We start from the raw sequence: 19229 nt of genomic DNA, 5'->3' as shown, positions 1-19229 counted from the left end.
CTAAGGAGGAATTATAGTGTATCATTCATTGTGTCTTATTCAAAAAGACTTCATTCTTTTGCGTAAATTTCTGATGTTGCTCATCCCTTTCTTTATTTTTATAGCTTACTCGAACTATCATAGCTTCAGTTTATTTACGGTAATGCCACCCATGCTGTTGTTGATAAGCTCCTGTTCTATGGATACTCAGCAGATGACGCAACGGTTTCTCGTTAATCTCCCTGTGCGGAGACAAGAGCTTGTCCGTGCTAAATACTTCTCAATCCTTCCGTATGCGCTTATTGGGCTGGCAGCAACTGCTTTTACCTATCTCCTGATTATTATGACAGGTAAAGAGGTAACCCCTCATTTCTGGCAAGAGGTTGGTATTGCGATATCTATTTTCCCGCTCCTCGCTATGCTTTATTTACCGATTCATTACTGGTTAGGGGCTAAAGGAACGCAAGTGGTTAATCTCGTTTTTATGATGATTATAATGGTTGGTCCGAATGTGATTGGTAGCTTGCTTCAATGGTTTCCTGAATTAGAGAACTGGCAGAGCTTTGGCGTGAAGTCTAGCTATATTCCTTATATCATACTAGGACTCGCTTACGTGTTCTTACTCAGCTGTTCTTATCTCATTTCATTGCGGATCTTTGAGAAAAAAGATCTGTGATATTAATAATTTGAGATTTAGATTGAATTCATATACCATTATCACTACAAAGATAAATACTGTAGGGGAAGGGTATACATCCAATGCCTAAAATGATTTATAGTTTTCGTACAAAAATGATTATGCTGCTGATGGCCAGTATGCTAGTATCCGGTGGGATAACCTTTTTAATCTATAAGGTGCTCCAGCGATATTATCACTCTGAGGTGAAGTTTGAGAATCCTCTAACCAAAGTTCGCTATGTAATCAGAGATATTGGAGATGTGAATACATTTTTAATTATCTTTATACCACTAGCCATTCTATTCTTCTTCTTATTCACTAAGCCGTATGCAAAATACTTCAAAGAAATATCAAAGGGGATTCATCAGCTAGCGTCAGGTGATTTCTCCGAACGAGTAGATATACCCTCCAAAGATGAATTTGGGATGATTGGTCATGATCTCAATCTAGCCATTGAGAATATGCAAGAAGCCATTGAGCGGGGGGACATTGCCGAGAGCAGTAAAGATCAACTCGTGTTGAATCTGGCTCATGATTTGCGTACACCCCTAACCTCGGTTATTGGCTATTTGGATTTTATTTTGAAAGACAATCAATTAACTCCTGAACAGACCAGGCATTACACGACGATTGCTTATACCAAATCTCAACGTTTAGAAAAATTAATCGATGAGCTGTTTGAAATTACAAGAATGAATTATGGCAAGCTTAAGCTTGAGAAATCCTCGATTGATCTCGGTGAGCTTCTCTTACAATTAAATGAAGAATTATATCCAGTCTTTGAGAAAAATGGTCTAATCTCCAGAATGGATATGGCACAACATCTGATGATATACGGCGACGGGGAATTGTTAGCACGTGTATTTGAGAACCTTCTTATGAATGCAGCCCGATACGGAAGCGATGGTCAATTTATTGATATTCACGGTTACTTGGACGCTAACGAGGTAGTCATTGAAGTGATCAACTATGGAAATTGTATTGAGCCGGAAGAACTGCCACGTATTTTTGATATGTTTTACACGGGTGATCGTGCACGAACACATCCAACAGGAAGTACAGGACTTGGCTTGTTTATTACTAAAAATATAGTAGAGCAGCATAATGGAACCGTATCTGTGCAAAGCAGTGTGGTGCGGACAATCTTTGAAGTGAAACTCCCGAGAAACAGTAGTTGAAGACCATTTTTATACGATGAAGTACCAACCTAAAGAGGATTCGTTGGTGGGTGATATCTAAAGATCGTCCACCTTTGAAATCCTCTTAAAACATGATATAATTAGCTTGCTAATTAATTTGTAAGGTGATTCGGGGGAACAAGCTGTGATTGAAGATGAGATAAGAGAACTACTGGACAGAATTTCAGCGGAAATGCGTAGAGATTATGCAGCATTGCTTAGAGAATTTAATCTTCATGTGGGCCAAGAACAGTTATTATGCCGGTTATGGAGATCAGATGGAATGACACAGATCCAGTTAAGCGAAAGTCTGAATTGTGAGCCTCCAACTATTACGAATATGGTGAAATCACTTGAGAGTCATGGGTTTGTTGTTCGAAAAAGAGATCCTGAAGATGGCAGAGTAAGCCGAGTGTATCTAACTCCAGCCGGACGTAATCTTTGTGAACCTGTGGAACGTATATGGAATAAGCAACTGGATAAATTATTAACAGGAATTCTACCCGAAGAACGTTTATTATTAAGAAGGCTTATGAAACAGATGGTTGCTAATTTATTAGCAAGCTAATCAAAACTTAGAAAAGAGGAACATAGATGATTACCAGTTTGACTCGTATTAATGAACTAGCCAGGAAAGAACGTGAAGAAGGTCTGACAAAAAGTGAATGGGTGGAGCAGATCGCTTTGCGTGAAGATTATCTACGTGAAATTCGTGGACAAGTTCGTAACAGTCTATCGGGAGTGACGATTGTAGATCCTGAGGGAAATGATGTTACGCCTGAAAAGATTCGTTTATCGCGTAAAGAAACTTTGAACTAATGTTTAACTAATGAAGTGAAATTACACCTTTAGAATATCGTTGAATGGTCCTATGGGCTAATCAGCGAATATCTAAAGGTGTTTTTTATGATATCAAATGGACGAAAGTGGAACATATTTATAAAAGTTATCTTAACGGAAGCTTAATTTGATTTCGTTAGCTGATGCTGAAAGTTAAGGTTCACTTAAACTTGTGTTTCACAGAATCTAAGACTGGATTGTTAGAATGATATGGACAGAAGAGAAGATATAAATATGTGGGGAGCGGGAATTACATGATGAAAAGGACACGTTTCTTTTTACTGAAAGCAATAGGAGTTATAGTCATAGCCATAGCGCTTTTTCTAGCCATTGTTTTTACTGTTAATGTGATCTGCAACAAAATCGAGAAAGGGAAAATTGAACCCTATGGTCAGCTTGTACCTGTAGATGGAAAAAACATGAACGTCACAATTCAAGGAAATGGTGAAGAGACAGTAGTATTACTACCAGGATATGGAACAGCAGCGCCGGGTATTGATTTTAAGCCGCTTGTTGACCAGTTATCTCCATTTTACAAAGTGGTTGTGATTGAGCCATTTGGCTATGGATTAAGTGATGTCACCGAAAAAGAACGAAGTACTGAAAATATTGTGAGTGAATTACATGAGTGTTTACAACAATTAAATATAGACCGTTATATTCTGATGGGACACTCCATATCCGGAATTTATGCTCTAGACTATGTAAACAAATACAAAAACGAAGTTAGTGCATTCGTAGGGATCGACAGCAGTGTTCCGGCACAAGGAGCCGGCGATGAACTTCCAACAGCAGCCTTAAAATCCCTTAAACAATCGGGTTTCTACAGATTGCTGGTTAAACTCTCGCCTGATCAAATCATTGCACCCGATGTTGATGCTAAAACGAAAGAGCAAAATAGAATGATTTCGCTTAAAAACATGATGAATCCAAACATCATCAGCGAAGCAGATTATTTCTCAAGCAACTTCAAAGCCGCAGAAAACTTAAAGTTCCCTAAAGAACTTCCTGTGATGTTCTTCTTAGTAAAAGATAATTCGGATGTTGAGGGCTGGGCAGCTTTACATGAAGAACAGATCAAAGATTCCTTACATGGGAAGATAATGATGTTTGAAGGCGATCATTATTTACACCATACCCGATCGAAAGAAATCGTGGAGAACTTTAGAAGCTTCATGAGAGAGATAAAATAAGTGTGAATGAGAAAACGTCGAACGATTCATATGGTGAATCATTTGACGTTTTTTTTAGCTTGAATCATACTACTCATATAACAAGAAATAAACAGCGAGGTAAACCATGAGCAAGAGGAATAGAAAAAGAAACATCCTGTTATCGATATTGGCAGGTATAGTTGGGATATGCTTGGTATCCGTTTTATTAAATAAGACCTACCGTACTACGTTTGAATCCTTGCCTGAAACCGATCGGCTGATGCTGACGGAGTTATCCGAGTTGTATAACCATTTCGAGCAATCCAGTGATCAGCTCTGGAATGAGGATTATCGATTTGACACCAAACCTTTGTTGCTGGTGCGAACGACTAAGGATAGCGGACTGATTCGTAGCGAAGGGTTTGCCGTGAATGTACCTATGAAGGACGGGGTTTTTGCCGAAGAAATCAAAATGCCCGAGTCGATGGGCTTACCGAAGGTATATCGGATCAGTCGTTTTTCACCTACAACCCTCTCGGCATGGTTTCCAGTTAATTTTGGGACGCTAAATCTGAAAGGTATGGAAACAATGTATTTTAAGTATTATCCCAAAATGTTCAGCGATCCCGAGTTATATTTTGATTTTTCTTCTTTTTTATTGCATGAAGGGTTTCATATTTTCAAACAAAAAGACTGGACGTATGATGCCAATGGGGCTGAGCATATCGATAACTATCCTGTAAATGAGGAGAATTACGCTTTGATGGGCATCGAGTTTAAACTGTTGGATCAAGCAATGGCTGAAAACAATCCTCAACGCATTCAACAGTATTTACGTGATTGGACAGTTGTACGAAATTACAGGTACTATAAATGGCCCCAATTAATTGGCGAGACGAAGGCAGAAGCCATTGAAGGTTCTGCAAGGTATTTGGAATATCGCTATAGTAAGTTAACTGGCGGTAATTTAATGGTGCTGGCCACCAAGCAGGAGCCTTACCATGTGACATTTATACAGGCATATGATTTTATTGCCAATGGGCAAGCGGAGTCACCTTCTTTTTTGGAAAGAAGTATGCGTTATGAAACTGGTGCCGCTTTGGAGTTAACGATGGATAAGGTAAACTTACCATGGAAAGAAGCGATAGAAGATGTACCAGGGAAGAAACCAGGGATGACACCGTACGAGATTTTGAGAAACTATTTTAAAATGAATGATCTAACTAATATTGAAAGCCAGTTAGGTGAAATTAAAGAAGTATACGATTACGATGCCTTACGCAAACAGGGGGCGAAGATAGTTAAGCAGCTTATTGGCGAACAGTAACTTTATATAGCCTTATCCAAACACGTCGAAAGATTCATATAGTGAATCATTCGGCGTTTTCTTATGGATTAAAGTTCGATTCACCAGCGTGATTCTAAAAAAAGATGATTGATGAACGTAATTGTGGGCACTCTATATCCTAATCTTTACTATAGGAAGGACTACAATAGCATGTGCGGAATAGCAGGAATATTAAAATATAATGGACAACCTCCACAAGAAGAAACCTTAAAACAAATGACAGAGGCAATGAATCACCGAGGTCCTAATCATGAAGGCGTATGGCTCGATTCTCGAATTGGGCTCGGTTTTCGTAGGTTATCCGTTATAGATTTACGTGATGGCAACCAACCGATGACGAATGAAGATCGTACTCTTTGGATTGTTTTTAATGGTGAAATCTATAACTATAAAACACTACGAGATCAGCTTAGGCTAAAGGGACATCACTTTCAAACGCAATCAGATACAGAGGTCATTGTGCATTTATATGAGGAATACGGTAAGGATTGTGTTCATCATTTACGTGGGATGTTTAGTTTTGCGATTTGGGATGTTAAGGAACAGACCCTTTTTGCTGCCAGAGATCATTTTGGCATCAAGCCTTTTTATTATTACAAAGACGAGAATAATCTTTTATTTGCTTCTGAAATCAAAAGCATTCTTGCAGTGCAAGGGGTACCCAGAAAGCTTCAATATCAAAGTTTATTTAGCTACTTAACTTTTCAGTATGTGCCGCAACCGGATACGATGTTTGAACATATTTATAAATTAGGACCTGCAGAACGAGTATTTGTTAACGCTGGTGGTGAAATGAAGATCGAGAAATATTGGGAACCCCATTTTCATCCGGTAAAACGATCTTTAGCAGACTATGCGGAAGAAATTCAGTGGAAATTGAAAGAGTCTGTAAACCTTCATTTACAAAGTGATGTGAATAGAGGGTGTTTTTTGTCCAGTGGAATTGACTCCACAGCTATAGCTGCAATGATGAAAGCAGAAGAATCAACAAAGACCTTTTCGATTGGATTTGAAGGGGTAAACAATGAAACCATCATTGCAAATCAAACGGCAGCTAAACTGGGAACGGATCATTATTTTCATATCTTATCTACAGAAGACTTTTTTGAGAGTATTCCGAAAACGGTATGGCATCTAGATGAGCCTGTTGCGGATCCTTCCGCCATTGCGCTCTATCATCTCAATCAGCTTGCAAAAGATCATGTCACGGTTGTCCTATCAGGGGAAGGCGCTGACGAATTATTCGGAGGATACAGAATCTATAGAGAGCCAGATGCATTAAGACCCATCACATGGATGCCCAACTTCATAAAGGATTCGTTACGAAAAACATTAACCATCTATCCATATCATTTTTATGGCAAAAATTATTTACTGCGGGGGCTGACACCTTTAGAGGAACGCTTTTTCGGTAATGCTAATATCTTTAACAAAAGTGGAAAGATGAACTTGCTCCATGAATCGGTACACGCTCAAAATAGCTTTTTACATCCCACGGATATCGTTAAGCCTTTTTATGATAAGACAGTTCACCTAGATCCTACGACAAGAATGCAGTTTATTGATATGAACTTTTGGTTACCTGGCGACATTTTGTCAAAAGCAGATAAGCTGTCTATGGCACATTCATTGGAATTAAGAGTTCCATTTCTAGATAAAGAGGTTTTCGAAACAGCTAGTAAAATTCCTGTCTCCAATCGGATTGGCAAAAATACAACAAAACTCGCTTTGCGTAAAGCTATGGAAGGAATTGTTCCAGATGCTATTGTGAATCGCCCGAAATTAGGATTTCCCGTACCGATTCGTGATTGGCTTAAGACCCCGATTTCAGATATAATGTTTGAGCAAATACGCTATAGCGGTATTGAAGAGATATTCAATATGAATATCATCGAAGAAATGTTTATCCAGCATCGGATTAATAAAGGTGATTATTCGCGTAGAATCTGGCTAATTTACATTTTTTCAGTGTGGTACACGCTTTTTATGAAAGAAGATCTGAAAGAGTTAAAGAGTGCCGTGTTGTAATGGGGGAGTGATCGTTTGAACATTGAGGAATTCGCATGGAATAAACATGAACAGCAAATAAAAGAAACTAACGAATTTACTTACAGTAGTCCTAAGATAAAGATTGTAGACAATAATGAATTAAGAAATCAGCTTGAAGAGACACTTGAAAAATTACCGCAGAAGTTCCTGGCCAAATGGGCTTTGAGCGTTGCTGTTGAACACCTGGATCATCTGGATCAACATCTTAAAAATGACCCGTGAATTGATTTAGGGATAGAAACGCTAGAAAAGCGTATAGCTGGTGATATCAGAGCCTTTGACTTACGGAAAGTTGGATTTATAGTGAATGAATTGGCGAAAGAATCCACAACCGAGGCTAGTAAGTATGCTGCCCGTTCTTTTGCACAAGCCATAGCAACTGGACATGTGAGAGGACACGCTATGGTAAGCAGTGACTATGCGGTTAAACTGGTGAATGTATCCAACGATTCCTCGGTGGCCGGGGCTGCCACTAAAGAACGGGAAAGACAATTAAGGATTGTTGAAGAAATGTTTTAAAATTGAAGCTATAAGACTGAACGTGCATGAAGATACTGATATAAGTTGATAAATGGTAATAATTAGCGAACTCTTCGATATTGAATACGCCTGTTTTATTCCATTTGCCAGTCATGACCATGACCGGACAAACCGCTTGCGTGCTCGTCAGTCAGCCATAAAACTCAACGTTTCATGGAATGGCCCTTATTAAGAAAACGGCGATTCAGCCCCACTCGAATTTCTGGGGTTGAATCGCCGTTTTTTTCTTACTCCTGAGAATGTTCTGCTTCGTCCTTAATTTCCTCTCGAAAACCTTTAATACTTTCTTTACGGCGTTCATTTTTTTCTTCGATTTGGTTACGTTCCTCGCTGCTGATTTCAGAGGAGAATTCGTTTAAATATCCTTCAGCTTCATTCAGGTTTTGCTGTGTATTCTGAATACTTTGCTGTAAATGCTCAACATTATCTGCCCGATTATCCGGTTTTGCCATTAGTATATCGCCTCCTGGTAATTGAAGCGCTCACTGGAGCGCTAACAAGTAGCTTGTTCGCTAACGGACGATTTTATGCATAATCGTAATATTATTATGTAGAGGCTGTATTAGCCCACCAAGCAGAGTCAGATAGAGCAGGAGGTCAAACACAACCGTCTTTACTTTTTGAAAGGAAAGATAGCCGTATTTGTTACTCATAGGAGGGGATTGGCGAAACTTGCTAGCCGAATTATGGTTTTGGACCGGGCAGAATAGTTGAAGAAGGTACACATGAAGTACTCATGCAGCAGCAAAACTTTACTTCAAACTAAAGCCAGACAAGTCGAGGGTTCTATTGAAGAAATAAAGGATGCAGAGCCCCTCATTCAAACAGGTGAAGGCGCAAGCCAAACGATGTACACTGCAATGAAGCGACTGACTGTTGCGATTCAGGATGATGCTTTGCAGGGAGGGGAGCGGGTATCCAGTCAAGCGTCTGGGGGTACCGAAAAAGGTGTCTCTTTTGCATTTCTCTTTACCAGACGCTCATAACGTCTCAATGGTTGAAAACATCGCCTGTTCCATGTGAATTCGGATAAGGGAGCAAATTTCAGGCAATAGTTTTGGAGCGCTTGGAGAGACCCTTGAGGTCAGTCAGCGAACGTTCTATACCACAGCGGGAAGTATTGCCCGGCCCTAATTGGTACTAAAGGAACAGTTCTAATCATATTTTAAAAAAGGAAACAAGAGGAGGGAGTGCTAAAGTTAGTTGATAAAAGTTAAGGTTAGTTTACGGCTCATTGTAAGTAAGATAAATATGCCCACTGTTTTGAAAACAGCTATACTTCCGGGTGATTCAATTGAAAGATTATTTATTGCAACCCAGGTAGGAGAGATCTTTTACATACGAAACGGAGTTATAAGGACTTTTTTAGATATTCGCCCGCGAATCATAAAACTAGGTGTCTCTAGTGGTGGATATGATGAACGGGGATTGCTAGGGCTAGCGTTTCATCCCGAATTTTATTATAATGGTCTGTTTTATCTCCATTATTCAGTAGCTGGAACACAAGGTCCAGGTGCTCTTCCAGGTGCTTTTGAATCTTTTATGCCTAACCCGTGTGACCCCAGAACTTTAAACCTAAGGTGGATAAATAGAGAAACGCAATATGATCATATCGATACAGTTGAAGAATGGATTTTACAACCGAATGGTCAACCTCAAAAACGACGGACATTACTTAACTTAAGAAGACCATTTTTAAATCATAATGGTGTCAATAGTTTAAACTTTTCACCTGAAACAGGAAAACTTGTTCTAACCACCGGAGATGGTGGATCAGGCTATGATCCATTTAATTTAAGTCAGAATGACATGGAAATAGCCGGAAAAATTATTGAAATTGATGTAGTTAAGAATACACTTATTTATAATCCACCCGTAGTCACACGGTTTAATGAACTTCCCGAACCTATTCAGGAAACGCTTACAGTAATTGCCAAAGGGGTTCGCAATATACCGGGTATTTCATTTAAAAGGTTTTATAACCACTATATCAAATATGTAGGAAATGTCGGACAGGATTTGGTAGAGTCGATTTTTTCATTCGTTCATCATAAACCAATACCGGTTCCCCAGCTTATTCAGGCTTCTTTAATGAATTCCGAACTTGACCACGAAGGATTTATTAACTTTGGCTGGCGAGGTTGGGAAGGTGCTTTTCCTACTTCGATGATCAGGGGCTGCCCTGCAGATCCAACTTTGGATGAGAAAACTATTGCTTATTACAATGAAGCAGTAAAAACTTCAGTGAGGCGTCTTCAGCCTTTAATGAGTTATTTTCATAAGGATCCACGACCCGACAAATTTGGAGGAACTGCACTTACAGGAGTCCAGCCATATTTGGGAAATGGAATCCCCGATTTAACGGGAAGCGTTGTGTTTACCGATCTTGCCAGGGATGAAGGATCTCACCCTCCAGTTAGAGGGATTTTAGCTTATACCAGGGTACAAGCAGATTGTAAACTAAATGATTTTAGTGTTATTGAAACCGATTATAATTTCGGATCTCGACCAGCATATTTTGTTAGTTTGGGAACGAATCTGGATCAATCCAGACTATATTTAGGGGTTAATGGCTCTATGAAAGTGGCTGATTTTAACCAAGGTACCGTTTTTGAAATTGTTCCATAATTCATAACTATAAAATTCGACTTAATCATCCGCATTCGGCATATGCCATGCCACTTCATACGCATCTTTTGTTTCTTCAGCGTCCTTTTTTGGGGTCAAAGAACGATGCGGTATCTGGAGGCCACTGAAAAAGCCCCTCAACCCAAAAAGAGACAGCTTCTATTTTTTAGAGGAAGCTGTCTCTTTTTTCGGTATAATCAGATCATCCAATCAAAGGCTGGTGGTCCCCTGCCTTTCATTATACAAACGGAACTTACCCGTAGATCATTATCAGTAACTCTGTTTAATATAGATATTAAATCCAGGAATGAGAGGGATATAGTTGATTACACCGATATTAGAATTCCTTGAGGAAAGCTCGTAATAGCCTGTAGCTAGCAAGCAGTCCGATTGGCATATCTATGAAAAATTGGCCCGTAAGCCCCATCTCGGCTACTCTGGATTGTTCATGAATAAGTATTGATAGAACCTCATGGTTGAGATATTTTCTGTGCTGCGCCTGCGGCAGAAAAAATACTAAGTGATATAATGGCTATAATCTATAACTTAAAATGAGCTTAAAGGAAGGAATCGCTATCAATGATCATCGCTGTCGATGTGTATTATGAGAAAAATCAAGCGAAATCAGTGGGGGCTATTTTTCAATGTTGGGAAGATTCTAAACCACTCGAAGTCATCATGTCTTATACGGAAAACCCTCACGAATACGAAACGGGTTTTTTTCTATAAACGAGAGCTCCCTTGCATACAGGAACTGTTGAAACTTACTGATATAAACCAAATACATACCATTGTTGTGGATGGTTATGTGTACTTAAACAATGAGAAAAAGCCTGGGTTCGGACATTATGTTTACACAGATTTTTCAGGGAAAATTCCAGTGATCGGTGTTGCAAAAAGTGCCTTTCACGACAACGAAGCCTTTGTCAAAAAGATTTACCGAGGCAACAGCTCCAAGCCTTTGTATATAACCTCTATCGGCATGGAGGTAGCAGTCGCTGCCGAGCACATACAGAGTATGCACAGAGAATACCGATTTCCGCATCTGCTGAAATTGCTGGATAAGCAAACAAAGGAAGCCCGGCTATAATCAATAGGGGGATTCAATATGTTGTTTTGGAAGAAAGAAACGCAACTTGATCGAATAAAAAACAAACTCGAAAAGGCCCTGCGCAAAGATACGGCTTTTTTGGTGTTTGGAGCATCCTCACACAAATACAGGGTTGATGAAAAGCTTACAGCAAAAGAGCTTGCGGACTGGCAAGCAAAGAATCAGGTCACACTCCCGGAGCCTTATACGCAGTTTTTAACGAAAGTCGGAAATGGAGGTGCCGGGCCGTATTACGGGATTTATTCGATTGAAAAGGCAACTTCCTATACCGATAGAAATGCACTCACTACAAAATGCGTTCTGCACCCCAGAATGACAAAAGAGGAATGGAACCATCTGACCGAGCCCCTGATCAATAGTGAGGACATCTCCGACCTGGAATACGACGCAGCCCGTGATAGGGTAATGGGCGGCATGTTGTGCATTGGCACACAAGGCTGCGAATATGATATGTATCTCGTACTTGAAGGGCAACACAGTGGGAAAATCGTTTACACTTCAGATTTTTATCCTGATCATCCCTTTTCCTTTATCTATGAAGACAACTTTCTGGACTGGTATGAGCGCTGGCTGGACGAAATTATTCTGGATTATGATATCGCGTGGTTTGGCAGCAGAATGCCGGGCAATGAAAATGTGTTGATACAGGTTTATCAAAACGCCCCAAACGAAGAAATCAAGTTAAAAGCGCTTAATGGAATGTTCAAGTTTAAGAAAATCTCGCAGCCAACCATTGATTTTTTAAAAAGCGTTGCTGAGCAAAGACAAAATGATCGCACCACAGCCATTCAGCTAATCTGCAAAACCTCTGTTGACGCGGGAAGAGACTTTCTTCTCGAGCTGTTGCATTCTGAAAGAAATGAGGATTTTCTACAAGCTTTAAACATTCTGAACTGGTACGGTAAATCTTTTGATTTAGCGGAATTTATAAAAGTGATATTGCAAAGTCTTGACAGGGTTCAGGACCCGGAAACGTTACGTCATGTGGGGTATGTTTTGGAATCCTCCGGCGCAATTACACTCCAAAACTTTGCGCCCTTTTTGTGCCACACCGACTCGAATATACAAACTACCGCAATCTATGCCACACGCAAATGCAATGACAAATCGGAAAGTTGGGAAACCATTGAACAGATGTTAATGGGTGGCGACAAGGAGGTTGTGAAAAACACTATTTTATTTTGGGGCATTATCCCTCATAAGAAGTTATTGCCTTATTATAAGGCTGCATGGCCGGAATATAAAAGCAAAAATAATTTCAGGGAAAAATCTATAGGTTGTTTAAAAGAATTAAATTTGCCAGATGATTATTTTGACAAAGAATAATTTGAGTAGAGGTGGATACGATCTATCCCTTTTCAGTTTTGGGTGGTTTGATCTACAAATGGGAGGATAGGTCCGTTACATTTAATCATACTGAGACTGTTTCAACTGAAAGTATCACGGTATATGTTGATTTGGATAAAAAAACAAATGTTGGACAAAGGTTCAGTGATTAAAATTACGAAGACTGCCAATTTTTTAATTCAAAATACCTCCTCGGATGAAGCTGTCGCCGCGAAGTGTCACCACACTCATAACCTTATATTTAACTAATGACACAAATCTCCCCTCGTTACAATAAAGATAAGAGCGACCAGAAGCAAATGAGTGGAGATTTGTGTCACTAATGAGGGGGGATTGTGTCATTAGACAGCATTAGTATGGTTTAAATTGGCTTGCTCCATTACTTTATATACCACTTACTCACAAAACCCGTATTTTGTACATATGTCTTATGTAGTTCTATTCATTGTATATCAATGCCTTTTAAAACCACAGGACAAGAACTTGGCCCCTTCGCCGACAAAGCCCCTATTCTGGCCATAAAAAAAACAACAACTCAAATGGAGCAGTTTTTAATAATCATGCTTCTTTATATAAGAACTTACGTAATTAAGTAGCTCATAATTTTTTGGATAATCAATGGATATCCATGGTGGTACATAGGATTTCATTTTTGAAATAGCTTTCTTTTTTCTTAAGCTATGATTAGGGCATTGATATTTAGTGATTCTTGTGTTGATTGTATTCTCATAATACATCTTAAAGTTTATACTTACAGCGTTCTTACCTTTAACCTCTTGGTATTTAAAAGCCATTTTGAAATTAGCTTTGTGCTGATGTGAGAATTTATAAGAACTTTATCTTTATGACATAATCTACATTCTTGAAGCATCCGTGCCCCAGCTCCCTGCCGGCATGCCTTAACGGTCTATATATTTGGCACAGGCCCCTCAAAAAAAATAACAGAACACTTAAAGCACTTTAAGTGTTCTGTTCATTAATATATTTATTTGACATATTTACTTGCATACTTGTCAAGAAGCATTTCGGATTTGTTCAATTGCTTAATTCCTTCTGCCTTCTTTTTTTCACCTGCATTGAATTTGGACCAATTTATTTTGGTCGTCTTCAAGCTGTCCCGCATTATAGTGAACCCTTCCAGTTGGAGTTTTGCTCCTGCCAGATAGTAGGTATGTATTTCTTTCAACTCTACATTATTAGCTTTGAGGTTTTTCAACCCGGATACAAATTTAGTATAATTGGGCAATACAGTATTGTTTAAAGTAAGAAAGAGTGTTTTTCTGGTTGAATCGTTCAGGAGTCTATTTTGATTTAACGTAGTTATGGCTTTCTTTTCATAGCTTCCTAATGGCTGCAACTGCTCAATGTAATCTTCCAGATCCTGTAACATAATTTCTTCGTGTGTAGCTTCCTTTATAACTACCGGTTTAGTTGGTTCAGGAATGACTGTATAATCATCCACCACTTGAACAGTAAATACATAAGGTTCAAACTTTTCTCCAATATTGACAGTTAAGGTAGCATTCCCTTTATTTATTGCATGAAGTTCAGAAACCCATTGCGTTTTTCGTACGACCTTGACAACATTCTCATCTGAAGAGATCGGAGTAAAGTCATGTTCCGTAACGTCTGCATCGGTCCAGTCAGTGATGGCTATTTCGTATGACTTCCACTCCCCAACTTTTATCTCAGCAGGTTTGGTCACTTTTACAATGTCGGTGATGTTCCGTGCAGCCGCAAAAATACTGCCACCCCCGAATACAACAGATACTATAATTGCTAGCATTAGCGAATAAATCCAACTCTTTCGTTTCATATAGCCTTATCCCCGCTTGATTATTAATAGTAAAGCATCTACCAATTTTGCTAAGTCATTTCATGAAAAGGTCTCAGGTAGCAAAAGCAGCATATTACTTTCCTCTTATATTATATAACTTAGCAGGAATAATTGTCTTATGTTTTTTGGGTATGTTCAAAAGCTCAAACGGGAAAATGAAATGTTAAAAAAGTGTTTGGAAATCTGGATGCAGGAGGTGAAACGCACAAATATAGAGTCATTGAGAGCGCCGCAAAAGAGTATGCCGTTAGCGACCTATGTAAACTCTTCAGGGTTTCCAGAAGTGGATACTACGCTTTTTTGAAGCGCAAAGGAACAGATCGGGATCAGGAAGCAAAGGCGCTGATTCAAAAGGTGTATGAAAGGTATAACGGAGTCTACGGTTATCGCCAAATTCAATTGTTCCTGCTGCAAGACCACGGGGTTTGGATGAATCATAAGAAAGTACTCAGAATTATGCAGGATTTAAGGATTCGTTCGAGGATCCGCCGAAAACATCGTTGTAATTATGCTACTTCCGAAGGAGATCGCGTGGCGAAAAATATATTGAAACGGGATTTCAAAGCGGATGCTCCCAACCAAAAATGGGTGACAGACATTACGCAATATCGCGTAGGCGAAAAGTGGCTCTATCTATCTGCGATTAAAGATTTGTTCAATAACGAAATTATCGCTTATCAAATGAGCGCTAGGAACGACAATGAACTGGCTCTCCGAACCGTTCAGCAGGCCTGGACTCAGCAAAAAGACGTGACTGGACTGATCGTTCACAGCGATCAGGGATGTAAATAACACGTCCCATGCATACCACGACATGCTGCCAAAGGTTGGCGCCCGAATCAGCATGTCACGCCTGGGCAATTGTTATGACAATGCCTCGATGGAGAGCTTCTTCTCGCATCTCAAAACGGAAGGACTCTATCCATATCATATCCGAAATATGGATGAGGCACAAAGGAAAATTGAAGATTACATTCGATTTTATAACCAACATAGGCCACAACGAAAACTAAATAAGCTGCCCCCGGTAGAGTATCGGAAACAGCTTATTGCCTAGGGTCTTTTTTCAGTGTCTATAAAATGGGGGCTTGACCATCCATGGACGAGGTGTCTTTTTCTCTACTCATTTATATCTTTTATTTTATTTCATTCATAAATCTCCTGAAATTATCCGCAATTTCTTTGGATCGGGTGTGATGCAAATAATGTTCTCCCTCGAATGTCATCACTTTTCCATGCACAGAATCTTTAACTTGCTCTTCATGCAAAGGTATCCATCCTTCCGTTTCTGTATCATTCGCTTGTAAAAAGAAAATAACAGGAAGATCTTTGGGGAAGGACAAGCTTTCAACTGCCTTAAAATTAGGACCGAAATTCTCGCCTTCATTTAGATTGTTCGGATTAAACGTATTTTTGAGTGATAACATTCTAATTTGTTCTCTGGTCTCATCATCAACGGCTGGGGCTCCCAATTGGTCAGGGGCCAGCTTCATTAACAATCGGTAAAACCCTGATTTTTTGAGCAGTTTGTACACCCCTGTTTGAAACGGCTCATCCGTACCTCCCTGCGTGGGGACACTGCTCTCAATTCCGACAAAGGAACTTACTTCGTTTGGATATTTGTTCACATAATCCAGGCCGTATATTTTCAATCGTCCAGCACGCCTCAAGCACGCCTCGTACCACACCCCACATCGCGATTCGGCGAGGGTCCAGGCCAAGGCGATCGGCCATAATCGCAATCCGGCCCCGTAGCACCTGCTCGCAATTACCACCTCGATCAACGTAGTTAAGCAGATACTGGATAGTATCAAAATGGATATCGCCGATGATGCCTTTGGGGTCAATGACAACCCATTGCTCTTCTCCTTGGCGGAGGATGTTTTCATGATGCAGGTCTCCATGCAGTAGTAGATTCTCTCTCGTGGTCGTAATGAGATACGCCAGACATTCTTCGGCATTTTCCACCCAGCTCTCAGGCAGTGGTGCTGCAGTGATTACATCGTCGAATCGCTCGCGGTATCGCTCGATTGCCGCGAAGTGTTGCTTCATGGACGGGTACAGACTACCGGTTGGTGCAGGAAGGTGAAGGCGGCGAAATACTTCGCAAAAGATATCCGTCGCACTCGCATCATCCTCAATTGTCGACAACGGTGTGCCAGGGTCGGCACCCTCCAGCAGGGCCACGCCCCACTCCTCGTCTGCATCTAGCACATGAATCGCCCCCCGGCCCTCATAGGCACGAAGCACACTAACTTCCCTAGAAAGCTCGTCCTTCATGAAAGATGATTTTAGGACTACTGGCTTCCCGTCACTGCGCTTTGCGCGGAGTACGAAGTTATAGGATAAATTGGAAAATGGAGCTTCTGGACTAAAGTCGAAGCGGCTTGCACAGTCGGTAATCACCCCAGGCAGCACTTCCGCCCATGCTATGCCTTGCTTACCGTAGAGTTCGTGCATTCTTTCAATAAAAGTATCAGGGATCACAATCATGCCGCAATGGCTCCTTTCAGCGAAGTAGTCTGCTTCTACTCTTCTTCGACATGAGATGATGTAAAATCCTGTTTCGCCCAACTCCAGCATTCTTCTGATAAGTTGTAGGTTAATTTACGGTGAAACCGTATCATGAATGAATAAGAACTTTTTTTAAAGTAGTACGCTAAACTGCCCGTTACCTGAATGATTGTTACAAAGAAAGACCGGATTTACTGTGCTCCGGTCTTTTCCTTATTACTATTTTAAACTCACCATTAATTCGACTCTCCGTTTTATCACTACTTGTGATACGGTTCTCCGCGCTGTCTGTAACGGCAAGTATTTCGAAAAAGAAGGAGCGCTGTTATACCCCCTCATAATCTTCAACTCATTCCAATTCCAAAATTGACTCACCGCTAATTATCGTTCCATTATCTTTCCCTTCACAAATTTCTTTCATTGAGCCCGGCTTGTCAAAATTAAACACATGCATTGGCAGATTGTAGTCTCTAGCTAAGATGAAAGCTGATTGATCCATTACCTTCAAGTTATATTTTAAAACATCGTTGTAGTGAACTGACCTAAACTTCCTTGCTTCTTTGTCGAACTTAGGGTCAGCATTGAGAACACCATCTACGCCTTGTTTTGCAACTAACAAAGCATCACAATTAACTTCGATTGCCCTTTGAACGGAAGGATAATCTGTTGTAACGTAGGGTTGCCCGTTTCCTCCCGCAAAAATTACTATGGAGCCCTTTTCCAGATGGTGAACTGCCCTTAGTCTGATGTATGGTTCTGCAACTGATGTAATAGGTATTGCTGTCATTACACGAACTTCTTTGTTTGATTTGGCTTTAAGAACTCCTCGAAGCATCAAGCTATTAATAACAGTCGCAAGCGTCCCGATGTTATCAGCTTCTGCTCTTTCTATTCCCCAGCTTTCCGCCATATTACCGCGAAAAATATTCCCTCCACCTATAACTAATGATACCTCAACACCTAGATTCACAACTGACATAATTTCATTGGCAATATGGTCCAACCTTTCAGGCTCAAAACCAAATTCCGTGTTTCCGGCGACTGCTCCACCACTTAGTTTAATAAGAACTCTTTTGTACCTTGTCAAATTAACACCTCCGCGCAAATAAAAAACACTAAAGCAACGAATGCTTTAGTGTCTTAATGGAACGAGAATATGAAATTGTAACAATCGACTTATTGTAAGCCTCCCGTTTCCACCTCATATTCCCACTCCTTCCAGTAATTTGTCATCAATTCATTCTATACTGTGTGGGAGTATAACGCAACACCGAAAGTGGCAGAATTTCAAACATATATTATTTCCATGAGCTCCTGTTCTAAGGGGCTCTATTTCTGTTTCTTAAGGAGGTATTTGTTTTGCGTATCATCTTTACGTATCAGGATTTAAAAGTGCTTCGCCACGCCAAAGCAATTCCGCAGGCGCTCCTCGATCTTGTCCAAGATTACTTCAACCAGCTAAGGGTTGAACTTGAAGACAAAGCTAAGAGCGAATTTATCCCAATGCCCCGCAAGGAATTACGCAAAAAACTTGCCCTTATTTATGATACGGTTCACCGTGAAATGAAACTATCCTGCCCTTTCGTATTATGAGGTCACCAGATCTTTCTGGTGGACCTCATTTTTGTGTGGTCGTAAGATAGCGGTAGCCGGGGATCGAACGTTTCTGCCCGTGGGAGTCGGATCCCGAGAGCTATACAGTTCATCCCCCCTACTTGTTAAACCATGATTAGGCTGGTTGGGACAATGATCCCGAATCACATGCGATAATGTGGACGACAAGAAGGTTAGGGGTTGCCGGTGAAAATATATTGGGAGTGATTATGTGAATCCTGTCATTGGTTTGGATGTTTCCAAAGGGGAAAGTCATGCGCAAGCTTTTGCAGATAGAGGAACCCCCTACAGAAAGATATTTCGTTTTAAACACGATCTTGAGGGACTCGCTTCCTTTCTTCGTTTTGCTCAAGATTTAGAATCCTTTACGGGGAAGCGTGCAACCGTCGTATTAGAAGCAACGGGCCATTA

General features: G+C 40.3%; 20 protein-coding genes and 2 pseudogenes. 17 read left to right on the top strand and 5 right to left on the bottom strand.

Going from position 1 to position 19229, the window contains the following annotated elements; all coding sequences use genetic code 11:
• Positions 1–16 precede the first annotated feature (16 nt).
• The 9 genes from L1028_RS15265 (at position 17) to L1028_RS15225 (ending at position 7746) form a co-directional block, all read left to right on the top strand.
• Entirely contained in the window at positions 17–655 is a 639-nt protein-coding gene (locus L1028_RS15265; RefSeq protein WP_234535227.1) for an ABC-2 transporter permease, read from the top strand.
• 83 nt (positions 656–738) lie between these two features.
• Positions 739–1836 carry a HAMP domain-containing sensor histidine kinase gene (locus L1028_RS15260; RefSeq protein WP_234535225.1) on the top strand — a complete coding sequence of 366 codons (1098 nt, stop codon included), beginning with the start codon at positions 739–741 and terminating at the stop codon, positions 1834–1836.
• 145 nt (positions 1837–1981) lie between these two features.
• Positions 1982–2404, top strand: a complete 423-nt coding sequence (locus tag L1028_RS15255) for a MarR family winged helix-turn-helix transcriptional regulator (RefSeq protein WP_234535223.1) — start codon at positions 1982–1984, stop codon at positions 2402–2404.
• A gap of 26 nt (positions 2405–2430) precedes the next feature.
• A complete protein-coding gene (locus L1028_RS15250) occupies positions 2431–2655 on the top strand; it encodes a DUF896 domain-containing protein (RefSeq protein ID WP_042188496.1) in 225 nt (74 codons plus the stop codon).
• Positions 2656–2930: 275 nt separating this feature from the next.
• Positions 2931–3869, top strand: a complete 939-nt coding sequence (locus L1028_RS15245; RefSeq protein ID WP_234535221.1) for an alpha/beta fold hydrolase — start codon at positions 2931–2933, stop codon at positions 3867–3869.
• Positions 3870–3975: 106 nt separating this feature from the next.
• Positions 3976–5157, top strand: a complete 1182-nt coding sequence (locus L1028_RS15240) for a hypothetical protein (protein WP_234535219.1) — start codon at positions 3976–3978, stop codon at positions 5155–5157.
• A 171-nt stretch (positions 5158–5328) separates the two neighbouring features.
• Positions 5329–7206, top strand: coding sequence for an asparagine synthase (glutamine-hydrolyzing) (gene asnB / locus L1028_RS15235; protein WP_234535217.1), 1878 nt, complete (start codon positions 5329–5331; stop codon positions 7204–7206).
• Between the two features lie 15 nt (positions 7207–7221).
• Positions 7222–7449, top strand: a complete 228-nt coding sequence (locus L1028_RS15230) for a hypothetical protein (protein WP_234535215.1) — start codon at positions 7222–7224, stop codon at positions 7447–7449.
• A complete protein-coding gene (locus tag L1028_RS15225) occupies positions 7450–7746 on the top strand; it encodes a putative immunity protein (RefSeq protein WP_341482550.1) in 297 nt (98 codons plus the stop codon).
• A gap of 248 nt (positions 7747–7994) precedes the next feature.
• Here the strand turns inward: L1028_RS15225 and tlp are convergent, their stop codons facing one another.
• The gene (tlp, locus tag L1028_RS15220) at positions 7995–8219 is read right to left on the bottom strand and encodes a small acid-soluble spore protein Tlp (protein WP_234535210.1); all 225 of its coding nucleotides are present in this window, start codon (positions 8217–8219) and stop codon (positions 7995–7997) included.
• A gap of 273 nt (positions 8220–8492) precedes the next feature.
• Here tlp and L1028_RS15215 point away from each other — a divergent pair, with 273 nt between their 5' ends.
• The 4 genes from L1028_RS15215 (at position 8493) to L1028_RS15200 (ending at position 12832) form a co-directional block, all read left to right on the top strand.
• On the top strand, positions 8493–8753 hold the full coding sequence (locus L1028_RS15215) for a hypothetical protein (protein ID WP_234535208.1): 261 nt from the start codon (positions 8493–8495) through the stop codon (positions 8751–8753).
• Positions 8754–8970: 217 nt separating this feature from the next.
• A complete protein-coding gene (locus L1028_RS15210) occupies positions 8971–10395 on the top strand; it encodes a PQQ-dependent sugar dehydrogenase (RefSeq protein ID WP_234535207.1) in 1425 nt (474 codons plus the stop codon).
• Positions 10396–11152: 757 nt separating this feature from the next.
• Positions 11153–11485 (top strand): endonuclease V, encoded by a 333-nt coding sequence (locus L1028_RS15205; RefSeq protein WP_234535205.1) that lies wholly within the window; start codon positions 11153–11155, stop codon positions 11483–11485.
• Positions 11486–11503: 18 nt separating this feature from the next.
• A complete protein-coding gene (locus L1028_RS15200) occupies positions 11504–12832 on the top strand; it encodes an SMI1/KNR4 family protein (protein ID WP_234535203.1) in 1329 nt (442 codons plus the stop codon).
• Between the two features lie 1006 nt (positions 12833–13838).
• Here the strand turns inward: L1028_RS15200 and L1028_RS15195 are convergent.
• A complete protein-coding gene (locus tag L1028_RS15195; RefSeq protein WP_234535201.1) occupies positions 13839–14639 on the bottom strand; it encodes a hypothetical protein in 801 nt (266 codons plus the stop codon).
• Positions 14640–14861: 222 nt separating this feature from the next.
• Between L1028_RS15195 and L1028_RS15190 the strand changes: the two genes are divergently transcribed.
• Both L1028_RS15190 and L1028_RS31700 read left to right on the top strand, forming a co-directional pair.
• Positions 14862–15482, top strand: a complete 621-nt coding sequence (locus L1028_RS15190) for an IS3 family transposase (RefSeq protein ID WP_234535199.1) — start codon at positions 14862–14864, stop codon at positions 15480–15482.
• 22 nt (positions 15483–15504) lie between these two features.
• Complete coding sequence (locus tag L1028_RS31700) at positions 15505–15747, top strand: integrase core domain-containing protein (protein ID WP_423803048.1); 243 nt, start codon at positions 15505–15507, stop codon at positions 15745–15747.
• 79 nt (positions 15748–15826) lie between these two features.
• On the opposite strand, the pseudogene L1028_RS15185 reads toward L1028_RS31700, so the two are convergent.
• From L1028_RS15185 to pyrH, 3 genes and pseudogenes are all read right to left on the bottom strand, one after another.
• A pseudogene (locus L1028_RS15185) lies at positions 15827–16336 on the bottom strand (alpha/beta hydrolase); the annotation flags it as partial.
• Positions 16275–17150, bottom strand: coding sequence for an aminoglycoside phosphotransferase family protein (locus L1028_RS15180; RefSeq protein ID WP_279306867.1), 876 nt, complete (start codon positions 17148–17150; stop codon positions 16275–16277). The pseudogene L1028_RS15185 and the gene L1028_RS15180, both read right to left, overlap by 62 nt.
• A 403-nt stretch (positions 17151–17553) precedes the next feature.
• Positions 17554–18291 carry a UMP kinase gene (pyrH, locus tag L1028_RS15175; protein WP_234535196.1) on the bottom strand — a complete coding sequence of 246 codons (738 nt, stop codon included), beginning with the start codon at positions 18289–18291 and terminating at the stop codon, positions 17554–17556.
• Positions 18292–18563: 272 nt separating this feature from the next.
• On the opposite strand from pyrH, the gene L1028_RS15170 reads away from it, so the two are divergent.
• Positions 18564–18797, top strand: a complete 234-nt coding sequence (locus L1028_RS15170) for a hypothetical protein (RefSeq protein ID WP_234535194.1) — start codon at positions 18564–18566, stop codon at positions 18795–18797.
• A 232-nt stretch (positions 18798–19029) separates the two neighbouring features.
• Positions 19030–19229 (top strand): annotated as a pseudogene (locus tag L1028_RS15165) (IS110 family transposase); the annotation flags it as partial.

The sequence above is a fragment of the Paenibacillus pseudetheri genome, from assembly GCF_924513355.1.
Lineage (GTDB): Bacteria > Bacillota > Bacilli > Paenibacillales > Paenibacillaceae > Paenibacillus_AQ > Paenibacillus_AQ pseudetheri.
This window is presented reverse-complemented; position numbering and strand designations above follow the sequence as displayed.